Annotated in this window: 24 protein-coding genes; 14 read left to right on the top strand and 10 right to left on the bottom strand. The window is 64.5% G+C overall.

What is annotated here, in order from left to right:
• Positions 1 to 607 precede the first annotated feature (607 nt).
• Both AAE027_RS15435 and ndk read right to left on the bottom strand, forming a co-directional pair.
• Complete coding sequence (locus AAE027_RS15435; protein WP_370985407.1) at positions 608 to 1,468, bottom strand: TerC family protein; 861 nt, start codon at positions 1,466 to 1,468, stop codon at positions 608 to 610.
• Positions 1,469 to 1,512: 44 nt separating this feature from the next.
• On the bottom strand, positions 1,513 to 1,935 hold the full coding sequence (gene ndk, locus AAE027_RS15430) for a nucleoside-diphosphate kinase (protein ID WP_128934245.1): 423 nt from the start codon (positions 1,933 to 1,935) through the stop codon (positions 1,513 to 1,515).
• A gap of 311 nt (positions 1,936 to 2,246) precedes the next feature.
• Between ndk and AAE027_RS15425 the strand changes: the two genes are divergently transcribed.
• From AAE027_RS15425 to AAE027_RS15415, 3 genes are all read left to right on the top strand, one after another.
• Positions 2,247 to 2,504 carry a sulfur globule protein precursor gene (locus AAE027_RS15425; RefSeq protein WP_091893003.1) on the top strand — a complete coding sequence of 86 codons (258 nt, stop codon included), beginning with the start codon at positions 2,247 to 2,249 and terminating at the stop codon, positions 2,502 to 2,504.
• A gap of 233 nt (positions 2,505 to 2,737) precedes the next feature.
• On the top strand, positions 2,738 to 2,911 hold the full coding sequence (locus AAE027_RS15420; protein WP_176945832.1) for a hypothetical protein: 174 nt from the start codon (positions 2,738 to 2,740) through the stop codon (positions 2,909 to 2,911).
• 110 nt (positions 2,912 to 3,021) lie between these two features.
• Positions 3,022 to 4,881: an ABC-F family ATP-binding cassette domain-containing protein gene (locus AAE027_RS15415; protein ID WP_370985408.1), complete on the top strand. Its 1,860-nt coding sequence runs from the start codon at positions 3,022 to 3,024 to the stop codon at positions 4,879 to 4,881.
• A 309-nt stretch (positions 4,882 to 5,190) separates the two neighbouring features.
• Here AAE027_RS15415 and AAE027_RS15410 read toward each other — a convergent pair whose 3' ends face one another.
• The 4 genes from AAE027_RS15410 to leuC form a co-directional block, all read right to left on the bottom strand.
• Entirely contained in the window at positions 5,191 to 6,081 is an 891-nt protein-coding gene (locus AAE027_RS15410; RefSeq protein ID WP_370985409.1) for an alpha/beta fold hydrolase, read from the bottom strand.
• A gap of 195 nt (positions 6,082 to 6,276) precedes the next feature.
• Entirely contained in the window at positions 6,277 to 7,599 is a 1,323-nt protein-coding gene (locus AAE027_RS15405) for a 2-hydroxycarboxylate transporter family protein (protein ID WP_176945831.1), read from the bottom strand.
• Between the two features lie 66 nt (positions 7,600 to 7,665).
• Positions 7,666 to 8,274 carry a 3-isopropylmalate dehydratase small subunit gene (leuD, locus tag AAE027_RS15400; RefSeq protein WP_370985411.1) on the bottom strand — a complete coding sequence of 203 codons (609 nt, stop codon included), beginning with the start codon at positions 8,272 to 8,274 and terminating at the stop codon, positions 7,666 to 7,668.
• Positions 8,271 to 9,695, bottom strand: a complete 1,425-nt coding sequence (gene leuC, locus AAE027_RS15395; protein ID WP_370985412.1) for a 3-isopropylmalate dehydratase large subunit — start codon at positions 9,693 to 9,695, stop codon at positions 8,271 to 8,273. Before leuC ends, leuD begins: the two co-directional genes overlap by 4 nt.
• 125 nt (positions 9,696 to 9,820) lie before the next feature.
• Between leuC and AAE027_RS15390 the strand changes: the two genes are divergently transcribed.
• A complete protein-coding gene (locus tag AAE027_RS15390; protein WP_370985413.1) occupies positions 9,821 to 10,741 on the top strand; it encodes a LysR family transcriptional regulator in 921 nt (306 codons plus the stop codon).
• A gap of 211 nt (positions 10,742 to 10,952) precedes the next feature.
• On the opposite strand, the gene AAE027_RS15385 is transcribed toward AAE027_RS15390, so the two are convergent.
• The 3 genes from AAE027_RS15385 to AAE027_RS15375 all read right to left on the bottom strand — a co-directional run bounded on the left by AAE027_RS15385 (position 10,953) and on the right by AAE027_RS15375 (position 13,557).
• Positions 10,953 to 11,444, bottom strand: a complete 492-nt coding sequence (locus AAE027_RS15385) for a hypothetical protein (RefSeq protein ID WP_370985484.1) — start codon at positions 11,442 to 11,444, stop codon at positions 10,953 to 10,955.
• 164 nt (positions 11,445 to 11,608) lie between these two features.
• Positions 11,609 to 12,061: a DNA polymerase III subunit chi gene (locus AAE027_RS15380; protein ID WP_091892858.1), complete on the bottom strand. Its 453-nt coding sequence runs from the start codon at positions 12,059 to 12,061 to the stop codon at positions 11,609 to 11,611.
• Positions 12,058 to 13,557 carry a leucyl aminopeptidase gene (locus AAE027_RS15375; RefSeq protein ID WP_370985414.1) on the bottom strand — a complete coding sequence of 500 codons (1,500 nt, stop codon included), beginning with the start codon at positions 13,555 to 13,557 and terminating at the stop codon, positions 12,058 to 12,060. The genes AAE027_RS15380 and AAE027_RS15375 overlap by 4 nt, the downstream gene beginning before the upstream one ends.
• Before the next feature lie 337 nt (positions 13,558 to 13,894).
• Here AAE027_RS15375 and lptF point away from each other — a divergent pair, with 337 nt between their 5' ends.
• The 10 genes from lptF (at position 13,895) to AAE027_RS15325 (ending at position 23,696) form a co-directional block, all read left to right on the top strand.
• Positions 13,895 to 15,064 carry an LPS export ABC transporter permease LptF gene (gene lptF / locus AAE027_RS15370; protein WP_128934253.1) on the top strand — a complete coding sequence of 390 codons (1,170 nt, stop codon included), beginning with the start codon at positions 13,895 to 13,897 and terminating at the stop codon, positions 15,062 to 15,064.
• Positions 15,061 to 16,158 carry an LPS export ABC transporter permease LptG gene (gene lptG / locus AAE027_RS15365; RefSeq protein WP_130216071.1) on the top strand — a complete coding sequence of 366 codons (1,098 nt, stop codon included), beginning with the start codon at positions 15,061 to 15,063 and terminating at the stop codon, positions 16,156 to 16,158. Before lptF ends, lptG begins: the two co-directional genes overlap by 4 nt.
• Positions 16,158 to 18,644, top strand: coding sequence for an LPS-assembly protein LptD (locus AAE027_RS15360; RefSeq protein WP_370985415.1), 2,487 nt, complete (start codon positions 16,158 to 16,160; stop codon positions 18,642 to 18,644). Before lptG ends, AAE027_RS15360 begins: the two co-directional genes overlap by 1 nt.
• 66 nt (positions 18,645 to 18,710) lie before the next feature.
• Positions 18,711 to 19,637 carry a SurA N-terminal domain-containing protein gene (locus AAE027_RS15355; protein ID WP_370985416.1) on the top strand — a complete coding sequence of 309 codons (927 nt, stop codon included), beginning with the start codon at positions 18,711 to 18,713 and terminating at the stop codon, positions 19,635 to 19,637.
• Entirely contained in the window at positions 19,637 to 20,662 is a 1,026-nt protein-coding gene (pdxA, locus tag AAE027_RS15350) for a 4-hydroxythreonine-4-phosphate dehydrogenase PdxA (RefSeq protein WP_370985417.1), read from the top strand. Before AAE027_RS15355 ends, pdxA begins: the two co-directional genes overlap by 1 nt.
• A complete protein-coding gene (gene rsmA, locus AAE027_RS15345) occupies positions 20,662 to 21,519 on the top strand; it encodes a 16S rRNA (adenine(1518)-N(6)/adenine(1519)-N(6))-dimethyltransferase RsmA (protein ID WP_370985418.1) in 858 nt (285 codons plus the stop codon). Before pdxA ends, rsmA begins: the two co-directional genes overlap by 1 nt.
• Before the next feature lie 93 nt (positions 21,520 to 21,612).
• The gene (locus AAE027_RS15340; protein WP_370985419.1) at positions 21,613 to 22,671 is read left to right on the top strand and encodes an alcohol dehydrogenase; all 1,059 of its coding nucleotides are present in this window, start codon (positions 21,613 to 21,615) and stop codon (positions 22,669 to 22,671) included.
• A 169-nt stretch (positions 22,672 to 22,840) separates the two neighbouring features.
• A complete protein-coding gene (locus AAE027_RS15335) occupies positions 22,841 to 23,077 on the top strand; it encodes a hypothetical protein (protein WP_370985420.1) in 237 nt (78 codons plus the stop codon).
• Positions 23,078 to 23,312: 235 nt separating this feature from the next.
• Positions 23,313 to 23,504 (top strand): hypothetical protein, encoded by a 192-nt coding sequence (locus AAE027_RS15330; RefSeq protein WP_370985421.1) that lies wholly within the window; start codon positions 23,313 to 23,315, stop codon positions 23,502 to 23,504.
• A gap of 3 nt (positions 23,505 to 23,507) precedes the next feature.
• Positions 23,508 to 23,696, top strand: coding sequence for a hypothetical protein (locus AAE027_RS15325; protein WP_370985422.1), 189 nt, complete (start codon positions 23,508 to 23,510; stop codon positions 23,694 to 23,696).
• Positions 23,697 to 23,763: 67 nt separating this feature from the next.
• Here AAE027_RS15325 and AAE027_RS15320 read toward each other — a convergent pair whose 3' ends face one another.
• A complete protein-coding gene (locus tag AAE027_RS15320) occupies positions 23,764 to 23,991 on the bottom strand; it encodes a hypothetical protein (RefSeq protein ID WP_370985423.1) in 228 nt (75 codons plus the stop codon).
• Positions 23,992 to 24,613 lie beyond the last annotated feature (622 nt).

Here is a 24,613-nt window from a genome sequence, read left to right as displayed (position 1 = left end):
AGCGTGGACGTGCGCGCTGCTTCGGGGCATCTGCGGTGACGGTCACCGCCGGCAACGTGCTTCCCCGCTCCGTCTCCGGCACAGCGCTTTGCGCGTTGGTGCCGTGCAGGAGGCCGTCGCTGAACAAGGCAATGGAGACCACGGAGATCGCGAAGGCTCTCGGGCTGGAGCACATCAGAAATGTTTTGATGCTAGCGGCAAGAACAGCAACAGGACGGCAAATCACTCTCGACGGCATCGCACCAGCTTCCGATTTCATAAACATGAACGTCGGAGCGACGTGCCGTGGGAACCTTCGTTGAGTCAACGAAAGCACCCTTTATTTTCAATAGTTTATAATAAGACAACCTCTAAATCGCGCGTTGGTTGCGAAGGAAGACTCATCGCACGCAACGCCCAAGCGCGCTGCGTATTACCGCGCAGCGCGCTTCCTGCCGCGAACACAATGCGCGCGGTTGTAGGAATGCGATGATGGGAGACTTCGGCTCTTGCGCTAAGCCCATGGCCGGTGATCGCTCGGGTACCGCGGCCAACGCGGCGAGCACATCAGTGACATGCTCGCCTCTCATCGCTGGAGAGAAGACCAAGACCGATCAGAGCGTCGAAGTCACTTCGCCGATGCCTTGGCGTGCCCCTCGGAGGATTCGAGCGCGGCCGCGCTCAGGCTGCGCCGGCGCCAGATGGTGCCGACGACCAGCACGACAACGACGCCGAGCGCGGCGCAGAAATATTCGCCGCCTCCGCCGCCATGGGCGAACTGCGGCGGGATGCGAAGTGCGCCGAGCATGCTGTCCAGCGAGGCGCCGAGCGGGCCATCGAACAGCATGTGCAGCTTCGGTGCGACGCCGGGATCGGTCGCGATCACCTCGCCCGCGATCCAGCCGAGCAGCGCCGCGCCGGCCCAGACCAGGACCGGCAGCTTTGCGAGCAGCGCCATGATCAGCGCGGCACCGGCGACGATCAGCGGCACGCTGATGGCGAGGCCGAGGATCAACAACGGTACGCTGCCATTGGCGGCAGCAGCCACCGCAATGACGTTGTCCAGGCTCATGACGATGTCGGCGACCACGACGATCTGGACCGCCTGCAACAGATGCGAGGCGGACTCGACGTCGTCCTCGTCCTCGTTTTCGGGCACCAGCAGTTTTGCCGCGATCACGATCAGCGCGAGACCGCCGACGAGTTTCAGGTAGGGCAGCCCCATCAGGCTCGCGACGATGCCGGTGAAGATGATCCGCAGTATCACTGCGGCGCCCGCGCCGAAGATCATGCCCCACAGCCGGTGCCGCGGCTTGAGGCCGCGGCAGGCGAGCGCAATCACCAGCGCGTTGTCGCCGGAGAGCAGGATGTTGATCCAGATGATCTTGCCGACCGCGATCCAGAAGGTCGGTTCAGCCATCTCGTTGCGAAACTGGGTGAAGAACGCCCCGATCGTCGCGGGATCGAAGATCTGCCAGAGCCAGTTCACAATACGTCCTTTCGCCCCGTCGTCCTAACTTATCGGCTGATGGATCAGCCGACGATCTCGTTGCCCGAGAAGAACTGCGCGATCTCGATTACAGCCGTCTCCGGCGCATCCGAGCCGTGCACCGAATTCTCGCCGATCGACTTGGCGTAGAGCTTGCGGACGGTGCCCTCGGCAGCCTTGGCCGGATCGGTCGCACCCATCACCTCGCGGTACTTGGCGATCGCGCCCTCGCCTTCCAGCACCTGCACCACGACCGGACCCGAGGTCATGAAGTCGACGAGCTCGCCGAAGAACGGGCGCGCCTTGTGGACGGCATAGAAGGTCTCGGCCTGGTCCTTGGTCATGCGGATGCGCTTCTGCGCGACGATGCGCAGGCCCGCCTTCTCGATCACGGCGTTGACCGCGCCGGTCAGGTTACGCTCGGTCGCGTCGGGCTTGATGATCGAGAAAGTGCGTTCGATGGCCATAAGTCTTGTCCTTGGAAGGAATGCGGTGGTTCGGAGTTGCGGGGCTTATATCGGCGCCTTTGCCGGACGGCAAGCGACCGCCGATGCGGCCGCATGGGCGCTTCGCCGCAGGCGTCGTAACCCGCGATTTCAGCTGATTACAACGATTTCACCCAGATGAACCGATCCTGAAACCCCCGTCAGGGTTCGGTTCAGCTTCGCAGGCGTAAGGTCGGGCCCATCGAAACCCAAGCCTGATTGTGAGGCAGACCGTTTCGGCGGCCTTTCCATCGACGCGACAGGCCCGCGCCGGCAGTTTTGAGGAGATCACCATGTTGAGGAAACTTTCGCTTGCCGCCGTTGCCGCGGTCGCGCTCGGTGCCGCGCTGGCGCCGACCTCCGCCTCCGCTCACTGGCATGGCGGCTGGCACGGCGGAGGCTGGCACGGAGGCGGCTGGCACCACGGCTGGGGCGGACCGCGCTTCTATGTCGGCGGCCCCGTCTCCTACGGTTATGGCGGCTGCTACGTGCGCCGGCTGGTCCCGACCCCCTGGGGACCCCGCTGGCGGCTGATCAACCGCTGCTACTGAGCCCGACAGCACCTTCCAAAGCACCTTCCTGACAAAAGGGGTCCTATGCCCCCCAAGGCACCCCTTCAGGAGAGGCCCCGGCGTTCCCCCCGCCGGGGCCTCTTATTTGGGCGGACATGGGGCGATTAATACAACTTTGACGAGAATTTCGGACATTCCCCGCGAGCAGCGAAACCATTTTGGAGGCAATGACTTGGTACCGTGTCTTTACTTTAAGAGCATGGAACCTCGCGATGGCTGGGCCTTTTGCCAATGACAGCGTACAGATCGACCGGCGCACCAGCCGCTCGATTTGCGATGCCGTGGGCGAACGGCTTCAGCAGAGTCTGCGCCCCGATCCTCACCTCCCGACACACCTCGAGCAGCTGCTCAACGAATTGAAGCAGCGCGAGCGCGAATCGCACTGACCGGCGCATGAGCCGGAAAAGTGTGAAGCGGTTTTCCGACAGGATCATGCTCGAGCGATAGCCACGGAAAAACGGGTTGCGTTCGTCGCGCCTTGCGGTGACAAGGCCGCATGCTGTCCATCACCGATCTCTCCATCCGCCTCGCCGGACGCCTTCTGATTGACCAGAGTTCCGTGCAGATCACGCCCGGCTCGCGCGTTGGCCTGGTCGGACGCAACGGCACCGGCAAGTCGACGCTGTTCAAGGTGATCCGCGGCGAGCTTGCGGCCGAGCACGGCTCGGTGACACTGCCGCCGCGATGGCGCGTCGGCAGTCTCGCGCAAGAGGCCCCGAACGGCCCCGAAAGCCTGATCTCCGTCGTGCTCAAGGCCGACCTCGAACGCGAGGCGCTGCTCGCCGAGGCCGAGCACGCGACCGATCCGCACCGGATCGCCGAGATCCAGACCCGCCTCGTCGACATCGACGCGCATTCGGCGCCGAGCCGTGCGGCCGCGATCCTCTCCGGCCTCGGCTTCTCCGCCGCCGATCAGCTCCGCCCATGCGCCGAATTCTCCGGCGGCTGGCGCATGCGCGTCGCGCTCGCCGCGACGCTGTTCGCAGCTCCGGACCTGTTGCTGCTCGACGAGCCCACCAACTATCTCGATCTCGAAGGCACATTGTGGCTTGAGGATCATCTCGCGCATTATCCGCGCACGGTGATCGTGATCAGCCACGACCGCGACCTCCTGGAAAGCTCGGTCGACCAGATCCTGCATCTGGAGCGCGGCAAGCTCACGCTCTACAAGGGCACCTATTCCTCCTTCGAGGAGCAGCGCGCCGCGCGCGAATTGCTCGATGCCAAGCAGGTCAAGCGCCAGGAGGCCGAACGCGCGCGGCTGCAAGCCTTCGTCGACCGCTTCAAGGCCAAGGCCTCCAAGGCGCGCCAGGCGCAATCCCGCGTCAAGATGCTGGAGCGGCTGAAGCCGATCACCGCGCTGGTCACCGAGGACGTGCGCGAGATCAGCTTTCCGGCGCCGGAGAAGATCCTGTCGCCGCCGATCATCGCCGTCGACAACGCTTCGGTCGGCTACGATCCGGCAACGCCTGTGCTGAGCCGCGTCACCCTGCGCATCGACAATGACGACCGCATCGCGCTACTCGGCGCCAACGGCAACGGCAAGTCGACGCTGGTCAAGCTGCTGGCCGGACGCCTCGCATCGTTCTCCGGCAAGGTGACCCGCGCGGACAAGCTGTCGATCGCCTATTTCGCCCAGCACCAGCTCGACGAGCTCAACGAGGACGCCTCCGCCTACGATCACGTGCGCAAGCTGATGGGCGATGCGCCCGAAGCCAAGGTGCGGGCCCGCGCTGGAGCGATCGGTTTCTCCGGCAAGGCCGCCGATACCAAGGCGGGGAAATTGTCGGGCGGCGAGAAGGCGCGGCTGCTATTGGGCCTTGCGACCTTCTTCGGCCCCAACATGATCATTTTGGACGAGCCGACCAACCATCTCGACATCGACAGCCGCGCCGCGCTTGCGGAGGCGATCAACGAATTTCCCGGCGCTGTGATCATGGTCTCCCACGACCGCTACCTGATCGAGGCCTGCGCCGAACGGCTCTGGATCGTCGCCGATCGCACCGTGACCAATTACGACGGCGACCTCGACGAGTACCGCCGCCTGGTGCTGTCCGCGCGCAACGCCGAATCCCCACGCGAGCGCAGCGCCGCGAGTGAGAAGCCACAACGCCCGAAGTCGGACAATCGCGGCTCGCTGAAGAAGCGCATCGCGGAAGCCGAAGCCGAGATCGCCCGCGTCGGTGAGATCATCGCGAAGATCGACACCGCCCTCGCCCTGCCCGACATCTTCACCCGCGATCCCAAGCAGGCCGCGCAATTGTCGAAGGCGCGCGCCAATGCGGCGGACGCACTGGCGCGGGCGGAGGAACAGTGGCTCGAGGCGAGTACGCAGTTCGACGAAGCGGCGGGTTGACCCTCCCGACGCGATTGGCTGCATCAAAACCGGCAAGACAACCCCATGCACAGTACCGGTATTTACACACCTAACCCTTAGCGATTGAATCAAATGTCTTTTGTGAGGTCGGTCGGCAGGCCCGTTGCGGCGATGCCGGCGCAAATGCCGGCAGGCTTTCGACCCCGCAAACACCTCCCTGAAGAGGCCCAGCGCCTCCGGGAAAGCGGCACTCAGCGGTCTCGCCGGGCAGCGAGCCACCCAGCATCATGAGCGTGAGATAGAGCGGCGAGCGATCCCGGAGACCGCTGTCGAGACGCGTCGCCGTCGTTACGCCAAGAAGGCATTGAGCTGCTCGAGGAGCAACTCAGGTGCTTCTTCCGGCAGATAATGGCCGCAAGGCAGGCTTCCGCCTCGCACGTCCTTGGCCTTGGCGCGCCATGTGTCGAGGACGTCGTAGCTCGACCCGACAACTCCCTTGCCGCCCCACAGCACGAGCAGCGGGCAACCAATTCTCTTGTCGGAATCCGCCTCATCGTGGATCAGGTCGATGCCGGCAGCGGCGCGATAATCCTCGCAGACGGCATGCAGCGTCTCGCGGGTGTAGCACCGGCGATACTCTTCGAGTGCAACCGGGTCGATGGCGCCCGGCGTCTTGTTCTGCTTGTTGATATGGGTCTGCAGATAGAATTCGAGATTGTTGCCGATCAAGGTTTCCGGAAGCGGCGCCGGCTGAATCAGAAAGAACCACCACATATATCGCGTAGCGAACTCCTTGTTCACCTTGGCGTACATCGTCGCGGTTGGCGCGATGTCGAGCAGGACCGCCCTGGAGACGGTGTCCGGATGATCAAGCATCAGGCGATGCAGAACACGCCCGCCGCGATCGTGGCCGACAGCCCGGAAGCGGTCAAAACCGAGCGCGCGCATCACTTCGACCTGATCCCGCGCCATCTCCCGCTTGGAATATGCGATACTGTCCTTGCCGCCGTCGGGCTTGCTCGAGTCGCCGTAGCCGCGCAGATCGGTCAGCACCACGGTAAAGCGCTCCGCGAGCTTGGGGGCGATCTTGTGCCAGCACGCCAATGTCTGCGGGTGTCCGTGCAGCAACAGCAGCGGCGGCCCCTCGCCCTTCACGAGCGCGTTGATCTCGGCCCCGCTGGTCTTGAGGCGCTTCTGTCGAAACCCCGGTAGCAACTTTTGCAGCGCGCTGGTCGTCACGGTATTATTCTCCTGAGCGAAAGCACCCGGCGCCAATATGGCCGAACCGAGGGCACCGGTTGTCAACGCGATCGACATCAGATGGCGGCGCGTCAACCCGGTCTCTGATCGATCGGAGCACGATTCAATCTGTTCGAATTCGAGCATTGAGATCTCCCCTGGAACATTCGTCCTGCGCAAAGGCCGCGGCCCGTATCAGGACAGCGACTTCATCAAGAGTGTCGCGATCACGATCATGATCGCGCCGCCGACGCGGGTGGCGATCTGGGCGAACGCCATCAGGCCCATGCGATCCGCGGCGCCAAGAATGGCGACGTCGCCGGTGCCCCCGAGGCCCGAGTGGCAGGCGGTCACGATCGCCGCCTCCACCGGATACATGTTCAGCCACTTGCCGACGAAGAAACCTGACAGGATCATCGCCAGCACCGTGGTCGTGCAGATCATGATGTAGCCTGGATTGAAGGAGGCAACGAGCTGCTGCCATGAGACCAGCAATGTCCCCATCGCCACCAGGATCGCGAAAGTAAGGTTGGTCGACATGAACTTGTTGATCTGATAGGCGCCGAGCTCCATCTCGGCCGGTAGTAACCTGGTCAGCTTCAATGCCACCGCGGCGATGATCATCATGATCGGCCCGGGGATGCCGGTGAGCGGCGCCAAAATCATGCCGAGCACGAATAAGCCGCACGAAAGCACTATGCCGGCACCGAGCAGTCCGAGATCGATCGGCTGGTCCGGTCGCGCTTCGCCGAGAATGTCGTCGTCTCCGGTTTTGACCAGCATCCCTCTGCCATTGAGGTCGGCCCGCATCTCGCCAAGGCGCGCCAGCAGGCCCGCGCTGACGATCGCGACGACGTTGCCGAGCAGCGCCGCTGGGACCATCTGGGCCACAAGCTCAGCTTGCGACCGATGCAGCATCTCGGAATAAGCGATGGACAGCGGCAGGACACCTTCCGCAAGACCGCCGCCGACGATGGGGATGATGACAAAGAAGAACGTGTCCTTCGGGCTGTGGCCGAACAGAAGCCCGACGGCGATGCCGGCGGTGACGGCCGCGATCGTGCCGATCAGGAGCGGAACGAACATGCGAATGAAGCCCTGAACCAGGACCCGATAGGGCATGCCGAGGATCGAGCCTGCGACGAGGCAGGCGATGAAGAAATACTGAAAGTTGGCGGTTCGGAACGTGGTCGTGATCGCCTTCAAGGCGGCTTCTGGCATCAGGCCGTAGCTCACCAGGGCCGACGGCACGAATAGACACAGGATCGCGGTGCCGCCGATCTGCTTCAGCACCGGAATGGTCTGACCGAGCTTGCCCAGCAGGAAGCCGAGCAGCATCAGGACCGAAAGGCCGCCGATCACGTCGTTCGGCAGCTTGCCGGAATAGACGGCGGCGGCGCAGACGAGCGCGGCCGCGACGTAGATGCCGATCGGCAACGGGCCGACCTTGAGACGGGCCAGATGTGTTGCAGCAACGGCGCCAGGCGCTTCGGCCGGGCGATATGTTGTGTCTACCAAAGCTTCCTCCGCTGTTTGTCGTTTTGTCGTTGGCGCGCGGATTCGAGCCGCGCAAGGTCGTGCAGGTCAGACGATCCAGGGGTTCTCCGCCCGATGCCGCGCCTCGAAGGCGCATATGTCGTCGGCGAAGACGAGCGTGGAGGCGATGAAATCGCGGCCGGTCAGGAAGGCCTCTTTCCTGTCCGGCTCGATGTCGAACCCGATCGAGCGGCGACCGCGATCGAACCGGATCGATTGCGCAGCAAGGTCGATCGTAACGTCATTGCGCGAGCTGTCGGCCACGACGCGGGCGAGTTCCGCCACCACATCGGCATCGAGCGAGATCGTCAGCAGACCGTTGTTGGCGCAATTGTCGTTGAAGATGCCGGCGAAGCTGGTGCCGATCAGCGCGCGAATGCCGAGCTGCTGCAGCCCCCAGACCGCGTGCTCGCGGCTCGACCCGCAGCCGAAATTCGGGCCGACGACGAGAAAGTTGGCGTCGCGATAGCCTTCCCGATTGAGGATGAAGTCAGCGTTGGGCTTACCGCCGCTGAAGCGCAGCAGGTTGAAGGCGCCCTCGCCCAAGCCGCTGCGGTCCACGCCCTTGAGGAACATTTTTGGCATGATGACGTCGGTGTCGACATTGGGCGCCATCATGGGCGCAGCCACGCCCGTGACCTGACCAAACGGAATCATTGGCGTGCTCCTGCCAAGAGAGAACGCACATCCGTGATGCGTCCGGTGACGGCTGCCGCCGCCACCATGGCCGGGCTCATCAGGTGCGTGCGCGCGCCCGATCCCTGGCGGCCTTCAAAATTGCGGTTGGTCGAGGACGCGCACCGCTCGCCGGGCCTGAGCACATCGTCGTTCATCGCAAGGCACATCGAGCAGCCGGACTGCCGCCATTCGACGCCGGCCTCGGTGAACATCTTTGCGAGGCCCTCCGCCTCGGCCTGGGCCCTGACCTGGGTCGAGCCCGGCACCACGATCGCACGCACGCCATCGGCGACCCGACGGCCGCGAAAGATCTCGGCCGCATCGCGCAGATCCTCGATCCGCGCGTTCGTGCAGGACCCGATGAAAGCGAAGTCGATCGGAACGGATTGAATGGGCAGGCCGGGCGTGAGGCCCATATAGTCCAGAGCGCGCCTCGCGGCCGCCTCGCGCTCGGGCGCAGCCTGTTGTCCAGGATCGGGAATGGTCTCAGTGACGGCGATCGCCTGGTCGGGACTGGTGCCCCAGGTCACGACCGGCGCGATTTCGGAAACCTCGAGCGCGATCTCGCGATCGAACCGAGCGTCGGGATCCGAAGCCAGGATCAGCCAGCTCCTGGCCGCCCGCTCCCACATCTCGCCCTTCGGCGCGCGCGGACGTCCCTTCAGATAATCCAGCACCTTTTGATCCGGCGCGATCACGACGCCGCGCGCACCCGCCTCGACGATCATGATCGAGATCACGATCCTGCCCTCGACGCTCATGTTGGAGACGACGGGGCCGCTGAACTCCACGGCATATCCGGTCGCACCGTCGGCACCTATCCGCCGGATCACCTCCATCACAATGTCCTTGGGCGTCACGCCGAGCGGCGCCTCCCCCGTCAGGTGGATGCGCATCGTCTTGAGGCGGCGATAGCGTACGGTCGACGTCGCGAGATAGTGCTCGATGTCGGATGTTCCGATGCCGTAGCCGAGAGCACCGAACGCGCCATAGGCGGTGCTGTGACTGTCGCCGGCCGCGATCACCATGCCTGGCATGACGAGCCCCTGCTCGGGAGCAACAACATGCTCGATGCCCTGCCGGGGGTCGAGGATGTCAAAATATTCGATGCCGAAATCCCTGGCGTTCTCGGCGAAGTAATCGACCTGCCGCGCCGCGCCTCGGTCCGGCATCGCTCGGGTGCGCTGAGCCGCGGTCGGGTTGACGTGGTCGACGACCATCAGCGCGGCCTTCGGATTCCAGACCTTACGCCCAGCCGCGCGCAGCCCGGCGAAGGCTTGAGGACTGGTGTATTCGTTGAGCACGGTGCGGTCGACATAGAGCAGCACGAGACCGGCATCGTCGAGATTGCGGACGACATGGGCGTCGACCAGCTTGTCGTACAGCGTGCGCGCGGCCATCGCGCTTTCCTCCCAGAGAAGACTTGCTGCACCGTGCCGCCCACGACACTGGAAATCCAATGTCGTGTTCTGATATCGTTATGCAAAGTATGCATAAGCAACCTAATACATTTAGGAGACCTGCGATGGAGATCAACTGGCTGCACGATTTCATCGCGGTGGCGACCACGCGCAGCTTCTCGCGCGCCGCGGAGCAGCGGAATTGCTCGCAGCCTGCGCTGAGCCGCAGGATTCAGGCGCTGGAAGTGTGGACCGGGGCGCCGCTGCTGGACCGCACGACGCACAGCGTCAATCTCACGGCGGCCGGCGAAGGCTTTCGCGAGACGGCCGAGGACGTTCTGCGCCGGCTTGCGGCCGGCCGGCTCGACGCCCAGGAACGGGCTCGCGGCGCCTCCGACGTGCTGAAGTTCGCCTCGACCAACGCGCTGTCGCTGACCTTCTTTCCCGATTGGCTGCGCGGGATCGAGACCAAGCTGGCGTTCGTTCCGAACGTGCAGCTCGTCGCCAACCACATGGAGGCCTGTGAGCGGATATTGCTCGCGGGCGATGCGCACTTCCTGCTCTGTCATTACCACCCGGCAGCGCCCACGGCGCTCGCGCCATCGCATTTCCGCTCGCTGCATGTCGGCGACGACAGGCTCATTCCGGCATCGGTGCCGGTTTCAAGTCGAAGCCGCAAGCCGCGATTCAAGCTACCGGGAACGAAAGCCGCGCCGGTCCCGTTCCTGAGCTTCCGTCCTGAATCCGGCATGGGACGAATTCTCGAAGCCGTGCGCGCGACGTCGCCGTTGGACGCGCATCTGCGCACAACCTTTACCTCTCATCTCGCAAAGCTGCTGGTGACGATGGTCCAGGCCGGCCGCGGCATGGCGTGGCTGCCGGAAAGCCTGATCAGCGATCAGCTCGCTTCGGGCGAGATCGTCGCAGCAGGCGGGGCAGAATGGTACGTGCCGATCGAGATCCACGTGTTCCGGCCGAAGCTTCGTCTGGCGCAGGCCGCGGAGGCGTTTTGGCAGCATATCGCGAAGAGCGGCCGTCAGATCTAAAGGAGCTGCGTCTTGAGACGGAAAACCGCTTCACACCTTTCCGGATCATGCTCCAATGCACTCTCGTGTCTCGGACGCGCGGCTGCACTCTTTGCACTGCTGCGCAGAGTCGAGACCCAGCGTGCCACGAGTCTGGGCCCCGGCTCAGCAGCGCAACACTATGGTGCTGCGCGGCGTCCGGGGCACGCGACCTCAACGGCAAGCGTTACGCTTACGCCGACTTCTTCTTCGCCTTCGGCTTGGTGGCCTTCGGCACGACCTGCGGCTCCGGATTGCCCTCGATCGAGGACAGACGTCCCGCCGTGAACGTGTAGATGCCGGCGCGCGGACCGGTCGTCCAGGTCAGGACGGCGACGCGGCGGCCGATGGCGTCGTTGGAGAGGTTGACGGACGAAGGCGCGCCGATGCCGCGCACCACGTCGCACTCGGTGTGGCCGAGCGCGACCGTGCCGCCCATCGGCGCCGGCGACGTCGTCGATGCATTGGCATCGGCCGGCCCGGGAGGCGGCGCCATGCCGGGACAGGCGCCGTCGGCGCTGACGAGATCCTCGGCTCCCACCGGTTTGTCAGGCGTGAGTGGCGGCGACTCGATCGAGATATTCTTGATGAAGAGACGGCCGGGCTTCTGGAACCATTCTGCGTCCTTCGACAGCAGATCGCTCGCGCCCGAGCAGCCCGCAACCAGCGGTGCTACGGCGGCCAACACAATCATGAGCGAGCCGGGAAGCTTTTGATGTCGCACGATAAACTCATTCCCCGCGTGAAGGACCAGCCCTAAACGATTGTCCCAACATCCCTTTGCGGCACGAAGGTGGCCGAAGCCAGCATCGTTCGAAAAGTGCAAATTATCATTAATTGCGAACGGCGCTAATTCCGCTTCTGCCACCGGCCCCGCTCGTCGGCCTGCCAATAGGTGACATCAAATCCCCGCGCCTTGCAATCCGTCCAGGCGCTGCGCGCGAGCGCAAGCGCGTCCGGGTCGTCGCCGTTGAACAAGAGCACCATGCGTTCATAGCCCTCCGCGTCCTGCGGCAGCGCGGCGTTGTCGACCAGGAAGCGGACATTGGCGCCGTTCGGATTGTCCGCCTCGACCGCAAGCACGATCGGCTGGTCGACGGCATCGTTCACGCGCCATGTCGCGTGCGGCAGGAACGAATCGTCGCGATAGGTCCACAAATGCGCGTCCAGCGCATCGGCGCGCTCTTCCGAGGTCGACTGCACCACGACGCGCCAGCCGCGCTCGAGCGATTTCTCGAGAAGCGGCGGCAACACGTTCTCCACCGTCATGTTTTGCAGATGGTAGAACAGCACTTCGGTCATTTGCGCTCGTAATGATCTGCCACCAGGCGATCCAGGAGACGGACGCCATAGCCGCTTCCCCAGCTCTGGTTGATGTCGGACTTTGGCGCGCCCATGGCGGTGCCGGCGATGTCGAGATGCGCCCAGGGCGTGCCGTCGACGAAGCGCTGGAGGAACTGCGCCGCGGTGATCGAGCCGCCGTGACGGCCGCCGGTGTTCTTCATGTCGGCGAACTGGGAATCGATCAGCTTGTCGTATTCGGGGCCGAGCGGCATGCGCCAGACCTTTTCCCCGCTCTCGATGCCGGCCGTGATCAGCCGCTCGGCGAGCTCGTCATTGTTGGAGAACATGCCGGCATGCTCGGTGCCGAGCGCGACCATGATGGCGCCGGTCAGCGTCGCCAGGTCCACCATGAATTTCGGCTTCACCTTCTTCGCCACGTACCAGAGCACGTCGGCGAGCACGAGGCGGCCTTCGGCGTCGGTGTTGATGATCTCGATGGTCTGGCCCGACATCGAGGTGACGATGTCGCCCGGCCGCTGCGCATTGCCGTCGGGCATGTTCTCGACGAGGCCGATGGCGCCGACCACGTTGACCTTGGCTTTACGCGCCGCCAGCGCATGCATCAGGCCGACGACGCAGGCAGCTCCCCCCATATCGCCCTTCATGTCCTCCATGCTGCCGGCCGGCTTGATCGAAATGCCGCCGGTGTCGAAGCAGACGCCCTTGCCGACGAAGGCGACGGGCGCCTCGCCCTTCTTGGCCCCGTCCCAGCGCATGATCACGGTGCGGCTCGGCCGCATCGAGCCCTGGCCGACGCCGAGCAGCGCGCCCATGCCGAGCTTCTGCATCGCCTTGACGTCGAGCACCTCGACCTTGACGCCGAGCTTGCGGAGTTGACCGGCGCGGCGCGCGAATTCCTCGGGGAAAAGCACGTTCGGCGGCTCGTTGACGAGGTCGCGCGCGATGACGACGCCGTCGACGACGTGGCCGGCCGCGGCGAATGCCTTTTTCGCAGCGGTGACATCGCCGACCGCAAGCGAGACATCGGCACGTGAGCCGCCCTCCTCGCCGTCCTTCTTCTTGGTCTTGTAGCGGTCGAACTTATAGGCGCGCAGCCGCAGGCCCGCGGCGACCGCAACCGCCTGCTCGCTCGTCATGGCGCCGTCGGGCAGCTCGGCCATCATCGTCATGGCGGCGGTCCCGGCCGGAAGCTTGCTCGCTGCCACGCCGCCGAATTTGAGGAAATCGTTCGCCTTCAGGCTGGCCGACTTGCCGGCGCCAATCACGATCAGGCGAGTGGCCTTCACCCCCTCCGGCGCCAGGATGTCCAGTGCGGCCCCGCTTTTGCCCTTGAAGGCGGTGGCGGAGGCCGCCCGCTTCACCAGGTCCGCGGCGCCGCCGAGCGCCTTGGCCGTTGCCGGGCCGAGCTTCAGACCGTCGTCGCAGAACACGACCAGGATGCCACGGGGCGCGGCAGACAACGGGACAAAGCCGACCTTGATGGCATCGGACATGGGTAACTTCTCCAAAACATGAGGCTTTTCGCCGCCCGGCGATCCCGGCCGGGGGCCGGAGCTGAACTGCGATTCACTGAGGTTTCCATACTATGGGCCAGCGGCCCGCCAGATGCCAAGCACCGCCGTGGCCGCCGGGCCACAACGAGCGAAATATTAACCATATATTGAGGGTGCCATGGGGCAGCCATTTTGTTGACGGATCAAAGGGATGGTAGAGAGAGTAAGCTGGCGGAACCGATGGCTGGCCGTCCCTTGGGGATCCCGTTGCGGGATTGGGGCGGGTAGCCGGATTCCCGCCGGCATTGGGGTCTTGGTGGGATTCGTGCAGTAGCGCATGGGGTCGATCGATAGGTATATCTTCCGCACGACGCTGGCGTCGTTTGCGCTGGTCCTGGTCAGCCTCACCGGCGTGATCTGGATTACGCAGGCGTTGCGCGGCATCGACCTGATGACGAGCCAAGGTCAGACCATCCTCACCTTCCTCGGCATCACCAGCCTCGTCATCCCGGCCCTTGTCCTGATCATCTCGCCGATCGCGTTGATGATCGCGATCTCGCACACGCTGAACAAGCTGGCGACCGATTCCGAGATCATCGTGATGAATGCGGCGGGCTTCTCGCCATTCCGTCTGTTCTATCCGTTCTTCTACGCCACCTGCGTGGTGGCGCTGCTGGTCGCCTTCATCGCGGCCTATCTCGCCCCCGACGGCATGCGGCGGATCAAGCAGTGGGACGCCGAGATCACCGCCGACGTGCTCACCAACATCCTTCAGCCCGGCCGCTTCGCCCAGCTCGACAAGAACCTGACGATCCGGATCCGCGAGCGCCAGCCCGGCGGCATCCTCGCCGGCATCTTCATCGACGACCGCCGCGATCCGAACGAGCGCGTCTCGATCGTCGCCGAGCACGGCGAGGTCGTGAAGAACGACACCGGATCGTTCCTGGTGCTGGAGACGGGCAATCTCCAGCGCTTCGAGGCCGGCAAGCGCGATCCGGCGCTGGTGGCGTTCGGCCGCTACGGCTTCGACATGTCGAAATTCTCCGGCCAGGGCCGCGACGTCACCCTCGGCATCCGCGAACGCTATCTCTGGGAGCTGTTCTCGCCGTCCGAGGACGATCCCGTCTACAAGCAGATCCCCGGCCAGTTCCGCTCGGCCCTGCACGACAGCATCTTGGCGCCGATCTATCCGTTCGCCTTTGCCGTGCTGACCTTCGCGTTCCTGGGTGCGCCCCGCACCACCCGCCAGAGCCGCAATTTCTCGATCGGCTCCTCGATCCTCGCGGTGTTCGGCCTGCGCATGGCCGGCTTCGCCTGCTCCGTGATGGCGGTGAAATCGCCGGGCGCGGTGCTGGTGCAATACGCGATGGTCATGGGCGCGATCGGCGTCGGGCTCTGGATGATCATCGGCGGCGTCGTGGTCGAGCCGCCCCCCGGCCTGATGGAGGCCATCAACAGATCGAACGCGCGGATCGCGCGGCTGTTCGGACGGCCGGCCACCGCATGAGCATGCTCACCAACACACTCGGGCGCTATTTCGCCGGCCGCTTCGTGGTCGCCGCGCTCGGCGTGTTCGCCAGCATCTTCCTGCTGCTGGTGCTGGTCGACTACATCGAGATGGTGCGCAAGACCTCTGGCCTCGCATCCGCCTCGGCGATCATGGTGGCCGAGACCTCGCTATTCCGGGTGCCGCAGCTGCTGGAGAAGCTGACGCCGTTCTGCATGCTGATCGGCGCCATGACCTGCTATCTCGCGCTCTCCCGCCGGCTCGAGCTCGTGGTCGCGCGCGCCGCCGGCATCTCGGCCTGGCAATTCATCTCGCCGGCGCTCGGCAGCGCGCTGCTGATCGGGGTGATCGCCACCGTCGCCTACAATCCGATGTCGGCCAATTTGCGCGAACTCTCCAAGCGCATGGAGGCGGAGCTGTTCGGCTCGGCGCCCGGCGGCGGCATCCAGGATGCGTCCGGCTTCTGGCTCAATCAGGTGACCAACGACGGCCAGACCATCATCAATGCCGCACGCAGCGAGCAGCAGGGCATCCGGCTCACCGGCCTCACGCTGTTCCGGTTTGACACAGAGCAGCACTTCAAGGAACGCATCGAGGCGCGCGAGGCGACGCTGGAGGCCGGCCATTGGCTGTTCAAGGGCGTCCGCCGCTTCTCGCTGGACTCCCCGCCGGTCGATCAGGCCCGCCTCGAGATCCCGACGACTCTGACAGAGGCGCAGGTCCGCAACAGCTTTTCCACACCCGAGACTGTGTCCTTTTGGCAACTACCGAGCTACATCCGCTCATCCGAAAGCTCGGGCTTCGCGACAGCAGGATACCGACTCCAGTATCAGAAGCTTCTGGCACAGCCGTTTTTGCTGGCGGCCATGGTGATGCTGGCGGCCTCCGTGTCGTTGCGCTTCTTCCGGATGGGCGGCGTGCAGAAGATGGTTTTGAGTGGCGTGGGCGCGGGCTTTCTGCTCTACGTCCTGTCGAAAGTAACTGAGGACTTGAGCAAGGCTGAGTTGATGCATCCGATCGCTGCGGCGTGGTTGCCCGTTGTGGTGGGCGGCCTCACCGGCTTTTTGGCCTTGCTCTATCAGGAGGACGGATAGTGACTGCCGTCCACCGAGGGCTCGTGTCTCGTTCGACGCGGCGCACATTGGTGCGCGCGAACGGATGCGGCTGGTCCGTCCGCAGGCTTCTGCTCGCTGTCGCCGCTGCCGCCTCGCTCGGCGCGCTGATCGACGTTGCCGCAGTGGTGCCTGCCTCCGCCCAGTACACCTATAATCCGCTGCCGCCGCGTCCGAAGCCGCAGAGGGCTCCCAACGACAACCAGATGCTGGTGCAGGCGACCGAGGTCGACTACGACTACAACAACTCGCGCGTCTCCGCGGTCGGTAACGTCCAGCTGTTCTACAACGGCACCAGCGTCGAGGCCGACAGGGTCATCTACGACCAGAAGACCAAGCGGCTTCATGCCGAAGGCAACATCCGCATGACGGATGCCGACGGCAAGATCACCTATGCCGAGATCATGGATCTCTCCGACGATTACCGCGACGGTTTCGTCGATTCGCTGCGCGTGGACACCGCCGATCAGACCCGCATGGCCGCGAGCCGCGCCGACCGCTCCAGCGGCAATTACACGGTGTTCGAGAACGGCGTCTACACCGCCTGCGCGCCGTGTAAGGACGATCCGAAGAAGCCGCCGCTGTGGCAGGTCAAGGGTGCGCGCATCATCCACGACCAGCAGGAGAAGATGCTGTATTTCGAGACGGCACAGCTCGAATTCTTCGGCGTGCCGCTCGCCTACATGCCCTATTTCTCGACGCCCGACCCGACCGTGAAGCGCAAGTCCGGCTTCCTGATGCCGGGCTATTTCCCGGGCACGACGAACACCGGCTTTGGCGCCGAAATTCCCTATTATTGGGCGATCGCGCCCGACATGGACGCAACCATCACCCCCCGCTTCATGTCGCGGCAAGGCGTGATGCTGCAGGGCGAATTCCGGCAGCGCCTGATCGACGGCGCCTACCAGATCCGCGCTTATGGCATCGACCAGCTCGATCCGGGAGCGTTCGCCGGGCAGCCCGGTGACCGCCAATTCCGCGGCGCCGTCGACACCAAGGGTCAGTTCGCGCTGAACGACAAATGGGTCTGGGGTTGGGACGGCGTCCTGATGTCCGACTACTATTTCTTCTCGGACTATCGGCTCTATCAGTACCGCGATCCGCTCGGCTCGTTCCTGCTGCTGCCGACCGAAGCGCTGTCGCAACTCTATCTGACCGGTGTCGGCAATCGCAGCTTCTTCGATGCGCGCACGATGTACTGGCTGAGCTATTCGGGCAACCAGAGCCAGGTGCCGATCGTCTATCCGGTGATCGACTACTCGAACGTGCTCAACTATCCCGTCTTCGGCGGCGAGTTCAGCTACAAGACCAATTTCGTGAACCTGTCGCGTGACGGGTCGGTGTTCGATCCGATCACGACGACCGCCAACACCAACAGCCTGTGCACGACGGCGTCGGCCGATCCGCTGGCCCGTCTGCCTTCGCAGTGCCTGCTGCGCGGCTTCCCCGGCACCTACACCCGCCTCACCGCGGAAGCGCAGTGGCGCAAGTCCTTCACCGATCCGTTCGGCCAGATCTGGACGCCGTTCGCCAGTCTCCGCGCCGACGCGATCAATTCCTCGGTCTCCAACCAGCCGGGCGTGTCGAACTTCCTGCCCGTCGGCGACACCCAGGCGTTCCGCCTGATGCCGACCGTTGGCCTGGAATACCGCTATCCCTTCATCAACATTCAGCCCTGGGGCTCGACCACCGTCGAGCCGATCGCGCAGATCATCATCCGGCCGAACGAAACCTATGCCGGCAAGCTCCCGAACGAGGACGCCCAGAGCATGGTGTTCGACGCATCGAACCTGTTCAGCGTCGACAAGTTCTCCGGCTACGACCGCGTCGAGGGCGGCGGCCGCGCCAATGTCGGCGTGCAGTCCACCACGCAGTTCGACAAGGGCGGCGCCGTCAAGGTGCTGTTCGGCCAGTCCTACCACCTGTTCGGCCTGAACTCCTTCGCGGTCCAGGACACCATCAATACCGGCCTCAATTCCGGTCTCGACAAGCCGCGTTCCGATTACGTCACGAGCGCGAGCTACTCACCCAACAGCACTTATACATTCAGCGTCCGCTCCCGCATGGACGAGCAGACCTGGAACGTCCAGCGTTTCGAGGCGGAAGGCCGCGCCAATTTCAATCGCTGGTCGGTCGCCGTGCTGTACGGCAATTACGCAGCGCAGCCGGAACTCGGCTATCTGACCCGCCGCGAGGGCATCCTGACGACAGGCTCGCTGAAGGTCGCCTCCAACTGGGTGGTGTCGGGTTCGGCCCGCTGGGATCTGGAGGCCAACAAGATCAACCAGTATGTGCTCGGCGCCGGCTATGTCGACGATTGCTTCGTGCTGGCGGCGAACTATGTAACTTCCTATAGCTATTCCGCGGGCAGTGCACCGCCCGTGTTGAGCCACGCGTTCATGTTCCAGATCGGCCTGCGCACGCTGGCGACCTCGTCGACGACCAGCGGTTCCTCGGGCCTCCAGTGAGCGGTTTGAAGTGCTGGCCGCGCTTGCCACCACAGGCTCGACGCGGCTGACATGCGAGCGATAACCATGACGATTCCGTTGCCGATCTTCCGCCCCCTTCTCGTCCTCGCCGCCCTGTTCCTGGTCGGTGCGCCGGCGCGGGCGCAGAACATCGTCGTCATGGTCAACGGCGATCCGATCACCGATTTCGACATCGAGCAGCGCTCGAAGCTCGACCAGCTGACGACGCAGAAGGCGCCGAGCCGCGAGCAGGTCATCAACGAGCTGATCGACGACAAGGTGAAGATGAAGGAAGGCAAGAAGTACGGGGTCGATCCCGGCGTCTCCGACATCAACCAATCCTATGAGGGCATGGCGCAGCGCATGCGCATCACGCCGGACCAGCTCACCAAATCGCTCGAATCCAAGGGCGTGCGCCCCGAGACGCTGAAGGCCCGCATGAAGTCCGAGATGGTCTGGACCAGCCTCGTACGCGGCCGCTACAAGGAGAAGCTGCTCGTCGGCGAGCGTGACGTCGCCCAGGCCGTGCAGGCGCAGAGCGGCGAGAAGCTCCAGATCGAGGGCACCGAATACAAGATGCAGCCGATCGTGCTGATCGTGCCGCGCGGCTCGTCCCCGGCGTTCCTTGAAACACGCAAGAAGGAAGCCGACAGCTATCGCGCGCGCGTCGGAAGCTGCGAGGAAGCCAACTCGCTGTTCCGCTCGACGCCGAACGCCACCATCCGCGACAGCGTCACCAAGACCACCGCGGAACTACCCGAGGCGCTGCGCAAAGTGCTCGACGACACGCCGATCGGCCATCTGACCGCGCCCGAAGTGACCAAGGCCGGCATCGAGATGGTGGTGCTGTGCTCGCGCAAGCCGACCATGATCGACACGCCGAAGAAACGCGAGGTCCGCGAGAAGATGTATCAGGAGAAGTACGAGAAGACCCAGAAGGCCTATCTCGAAGAGCTCCGCAAGGCGGCGATGATCGAATATCGCAACCGCTGATGGCCGAGCCTTCCGCAGCGCGCCCGGCAAAACCCCTCGCCCTGACCCTGGGAGAGCCCGCCGGCATCGGCCCCGACATCACCATCGCAGCCTGGCTCAGGCGCCGTGAGCTGAACCTGCCCGCCTTCTACCTGCTCGGCGACGAGGCGCTGATCGCCCGGCGCGCCAAGGCGCTCGGCGCCGACATCAGGATCGCCGCGGTGAGCCCCGGCGAGGCCGAGGCCGCCTTCACCGAGGCCCTGCCCGTGGTTGCCACCGGCGAGCATGCCACGGCCGAGCCCGGCAAGCCTGACGCATCGAGCGCGCCGGCCGCGCTCGCCTCGATCCGCCAGGCGGTCGCTGATGTGCGCGAGGGCCGCGCCGGCGCCGTCGTCACCAATCCCATCGCCAAGAGCGTGCTCTACCGCGCAGGCTTCCGTCATCCCGGCCACACCGAATACCTCGCCGAGCTCGCCGCGACGGACAGCCACGTCCCGCAGCCGGTGATGATGCTGTGGTCGCCGCAGCTCGCCGTGGTGCCGGTGACCATTCACGTCTCGCTGCGCGAGGCGCTGGCCCAGCTCACGAGCGAGCTGATCGTCTCGACCGTTCGCATCGTCGCGACCGAGCTCAAATCCCGCTTCGGCATCACGGCGCCGCGCATCGCGGTCTCCGGCCTCAATCCGCATGCCGGCGAGGACGGCTCGCTCGGCCACGAGGAGCAGACCATCATCGCGCCGGCGCTGAAAGCGCTGCGCAACGACGGCATCGAGGCCAGGGGCCCGCTGCCTGCCGACACCATGTTCCACGAGGCTGCGCGGCAGACCTATGACTGCGCGGTCTGCATGTATCACGACCAGGCGCTGATCCCGATCAAGACGGTCGCTTTCGACGACGCGGTCAACGTCACGCTCGGCCTGCCCTTCATCCGCACCTCGCCCGATCACGGCACCGCCTTCGACATCGCCGGCACCGGCAAGGCCAATCCGGCGAGCCTGATCGCCGCGCTTCGGCTCGCCAGCCGCATGGCGGCTGAAAACCTCTGATGAGCGCGATCGACGACCTCCCGCCGCTGCGCGAGGTCATCCGCCAGCATGCGCTGTCGGCCCGCAAATCGCTGGGCCAGAACTTTCTGCTCGACCTCAATCTCACCGCGCGCATCGCGCGCGCCGCCGCGCCGCTCGAGGATGCCACCATCGTCGAGATCGGGCCCGGCCCGGGCGGGCTGACGCGCGCTTTGCTCGCGCTCGGCGCGAGGCGCATCATCGCCATCGAGCATGACGATCGCGCGATCCCGGCGCTACGGGATATCGCCGCGCGTTATCCCGGCCGGCTCGAGATCGTGCATGGCGATGCCATGACCTTCGACCCGCGTCCGCTGCTCGATGGCGAAAGAGCAAAGATCGTCGCCAACCTGCCCTACAACATCGCGACCCAGCTCCTGATCAATTGGCTCACGATCGAGCCCTGGCCGCCCTGGTACGAGATGATGGTGCTGATGTTCCAGCGCGAGGTCGGCGAGCGCATCGTCGCGCATGAGGACGAGGAGGCCTATGGCCGGCTCGGCGTGCTCGCCAACTGGCGCTGCGAGACCAAGATCCTGTTCGACATTTCGCCCTCCGCCTTCGTGCCGCCGCCGAAGGTCACCTCCTCCGTGGTGCGGCTGAAGCCGCGCGCAGAACCTCTGGCCTGCGATCGCAGGCTGCTCGAGCAGGTCGCAGCCGCAGCTTTCGGCCAGCGCCGCAAGATGCTGCGGCAAAGCCTGAAATCTCTGGGCGTCGATCCCGCGCGGCTCGCACAGGCTGCCGGCGTCGATGCGACCCGGCGCGCGGAGACCATTCCGATTGCGGGCTTTGTTGCCATGGCCTGTGAATTGGCCAATATACGAAGCGAAGAAGCATGATCCGGACCCGAAGGGCCGCGCTAGCGCAAAGTGTGAAGCGGTTTTCCGAAACAGATCATGCTCAATCAATGAGATAATTTCGGAGGAAAGAATATGGCGCTGATGCGCAGGCAGTCCCTGGTCAAATTCGACGCGCCGTTGTGCGAGACCATCGTCGACACGCCCAAGCCGCAAGGTCGCGAGGTGCTGGTGCGCATCGAGCGCTGCGGCCTCTGCCACTCCGACCTGCACATCCAGGACGGCTACGCCGATCTCGGAGGCGGCAAGAAGCTCGACACCACGCGCGGCATGACGCTGCCCTTCACGCTCGGCCATGAGATCGCCGGCGTCGTCGATGAAGTCGGCCCCGACGTTCCCGCCGGACTCGTCGGCGCGAAGAAGGCGGTGTTTCCGTGGATCGGCTGCGGCCAGTGCCGCGACTGCCAGAAGGGCGACGAGAATCTCTGCGTCAAGCAGCGCTTCCTCGGCGTCTCCATCGACGGCGGCTTTGCTACCCATGTGCTGGTGCCCGACGCCAAATATCTGCTCGATTACGATCCCCTGCCCGTCAACCAGGCCGCGACCTTGATGTGCTCCGGCGTGACCGCCTACGGCGCGCTCAAGCGTCTGGTCGACCGTCCGCGCCAGCGCAACCTCCTGCTGATCGGGCTCGGCGGCGTCGGCATGATGGGCCTGTCGTTCGCGCAGGCGATGTTCAAGCAGCCGATTACGGTCGCCGACCTCTCACCGGCCGCGCGCGAGACCGCGCTGAAGAACGGCGCCGCGAGCGCCTACGATCCGGCCGAGCCTGACGTGATCAAGCGCATCCTCAAGGAGACCGAGGGCGGCTTCGACGAGATCGTCGATTTCGCCGGCAACGAGAAGTCGATGGCGTTTGCCGTCGCGGTCGCCGCACGCGGCGGCAAGATCGTGGTCTCCGGCCTGATGGGCGGCCAGTTCACGCTGCCGATGGTGCAATGGGTCTACAAGCGCATGACCATCGAGGGCTTCATGGTCGGCACCCTCGCGGAAGCCCAGGAGCTGATGGCGCTGGCACGCGCCGGCAAGATCAAGCCGACGCCGATGCGCGAGGAGCCGATGGGCGACGTCCAGAAATGGATCGATGAGTTGCGCGCCGGCAAGGTGGTCGGTCGCATCGTGCTCAAGAACTGAGATGCGCTGAAATCCGCGAATCAAGCGCCGGCGTAACCACCGCCGTCGCCGTCGCGTCCATGGCGCGATCAACCGAAATCCAACGTAAGCCGGGGTTCCGCTGACACGTATTGGTCCGGGACACGACCCGGCGCGCGGAACGGGGGCGGCTGCACGGCGTTGGCAGCGCATGACCATTCGCTGCACCGTCGAGAACGCATTCTTCGTTGCTTGGAGCTTCCTGGAGAAGAGCGGCGAGCTCGGTCCGCCGGATGAGTCCGCAAACGTCATCCTCGATGCCATCGAGGCGCAGCTCAAGACCGGCGAGCGCCGGCCGTTGATGCTCGCCAACAGGGCGATCGCCCGCTACCGCGAGCACGCCGCGCGAAGCTGCGCCCCGGACGAACGCAAAGCACGGCTTGGATAGAAGCACGGCATGGACAATGGTCTTCGCTCGGCGACTGCGGCGCCGATCGCCGTCGCAGATGTGTTCACTCCTGAACGGACCGCCACGCGCAGCCGGCGCCAGATGCCCGTAGTTCTCCGGCCGAGAACAGAGTTCTATCGCGTTTAAAATGCTTTAGAACGTAACGGCACCATTTGGAACGTCGCGAACGTTCATTGCGTTGATCTCGCATCAGGCAATGATGGAGTCGATGCGCATGACAAAGCCGTTGACGAAAACGGTGCGCCCCGTTCCCGAGCAGAACCGGAGTCCCAAGGGCGCCGGCAGCGCACCGTCAGTTCCCGTCGACACCACCAAGGGTCGCCGCGACGACGAGAAGCAGAACATTCGTGAGCAGGCTGCGCATGGCAACCTCATCCAGAACACCAGCAACAAGCGCATGGGGTAGACGATGAAGGTGTTGGACGTGACGACTCCCGGCCGATGGTACGATCCCATCTCGGAGCGCTGGATTGAGCCGCGCGACACGCGGACCGCAACGCCGCCTCGTGTGGAGGACGATGCCGTCTTCGAACGTCAAAGGACATTGCAGATCGAACGCATCTGGCGCGCGCTGGTCGATTGCTGCGCGCGCGAGTGAGACTGCTGCAGGTGATACAATTGCAAGACCGGCGCCTTGGATGGCGCTGGCCACGCCGCCGGCACTCTTATTTTTTCTTGCCGTCGGTCCTGTTCGCTCCCTTGGACATATCCTTCGTGCCGGGCCGATTTGCCTGATTTGCATTCATGCCGGTGGTATCCATCGCCCCTTTCTCCGTGGCGCCGTTGGTGTTCTCCGGCCTTTCCATGCCGCTCTGCGGAGCGGGCCCGGTATTCTGGGCAATCGCGGACCCGGTCATGGCGGCAAACACGATCGCTGCGATGAGAGCTTTCATGGGCATCTCCCTCGTTTCATGAATGACGTGCCCGGGAGAGAGTTGTTCCCAGCTCGAGCTGGACCTCGCACTGGCGCACACGCCGTCACGGTGCGTCGTGGGCTTTATCCATGCGGCCGCCAAAATCGCACCGGTTCTATCAAATGATACATCTGGCTTGTATTCAGCGGACTAGAACGCAAGTCGGAAGCACAGGTTGCTAACGGGGTTTGCGACGCACCCGATCGCTTCCACCCCTCCATCACCCAGCGAACTGAGCCGCCTTTTCATGAGCCCTACCACGATCCTGGAGCGCATCTGCCGCCTGTTCGCGTCGGAGCAAAGCGAGCTGTGCAGACACTTGCAGATTTGCGCCCGACTGTCTCACCTGAGCGTCGTCAGCTAAATTTCCGGTCGGTTACCGGTGAGAGACATTGACAAGTTCCCGCCCGCAGTATGGTGGTTCCATTGCTGAGGGGGACGCAACCGGGCTGATGCTAATCGCCCGCAAACGACATCTCACCAGCCTTCCACGAACGCAAGCAACGAAGACCGCATCGTGTCGCGGGCGATGGTGCCGTCCTCGACGACCAGAATGCGGCGGTAGCCACCCGTCATGGCCGTTCGCCGACGATCGCCCCAG

Origin of the sequence: Bradyrhizobium sp. DN3, from assembly GCF_041357655.1 — a bacterium.
Taxonomy (GTDB): Bacteria; Pseudomonadota; Alphaproteobacteria; order Rhizobiales; family Xanthobacteraceae; genus Bradyrhizobium.
This window is presented reverse-complemented; position numbering and strand designations above follow the sequence as displayed.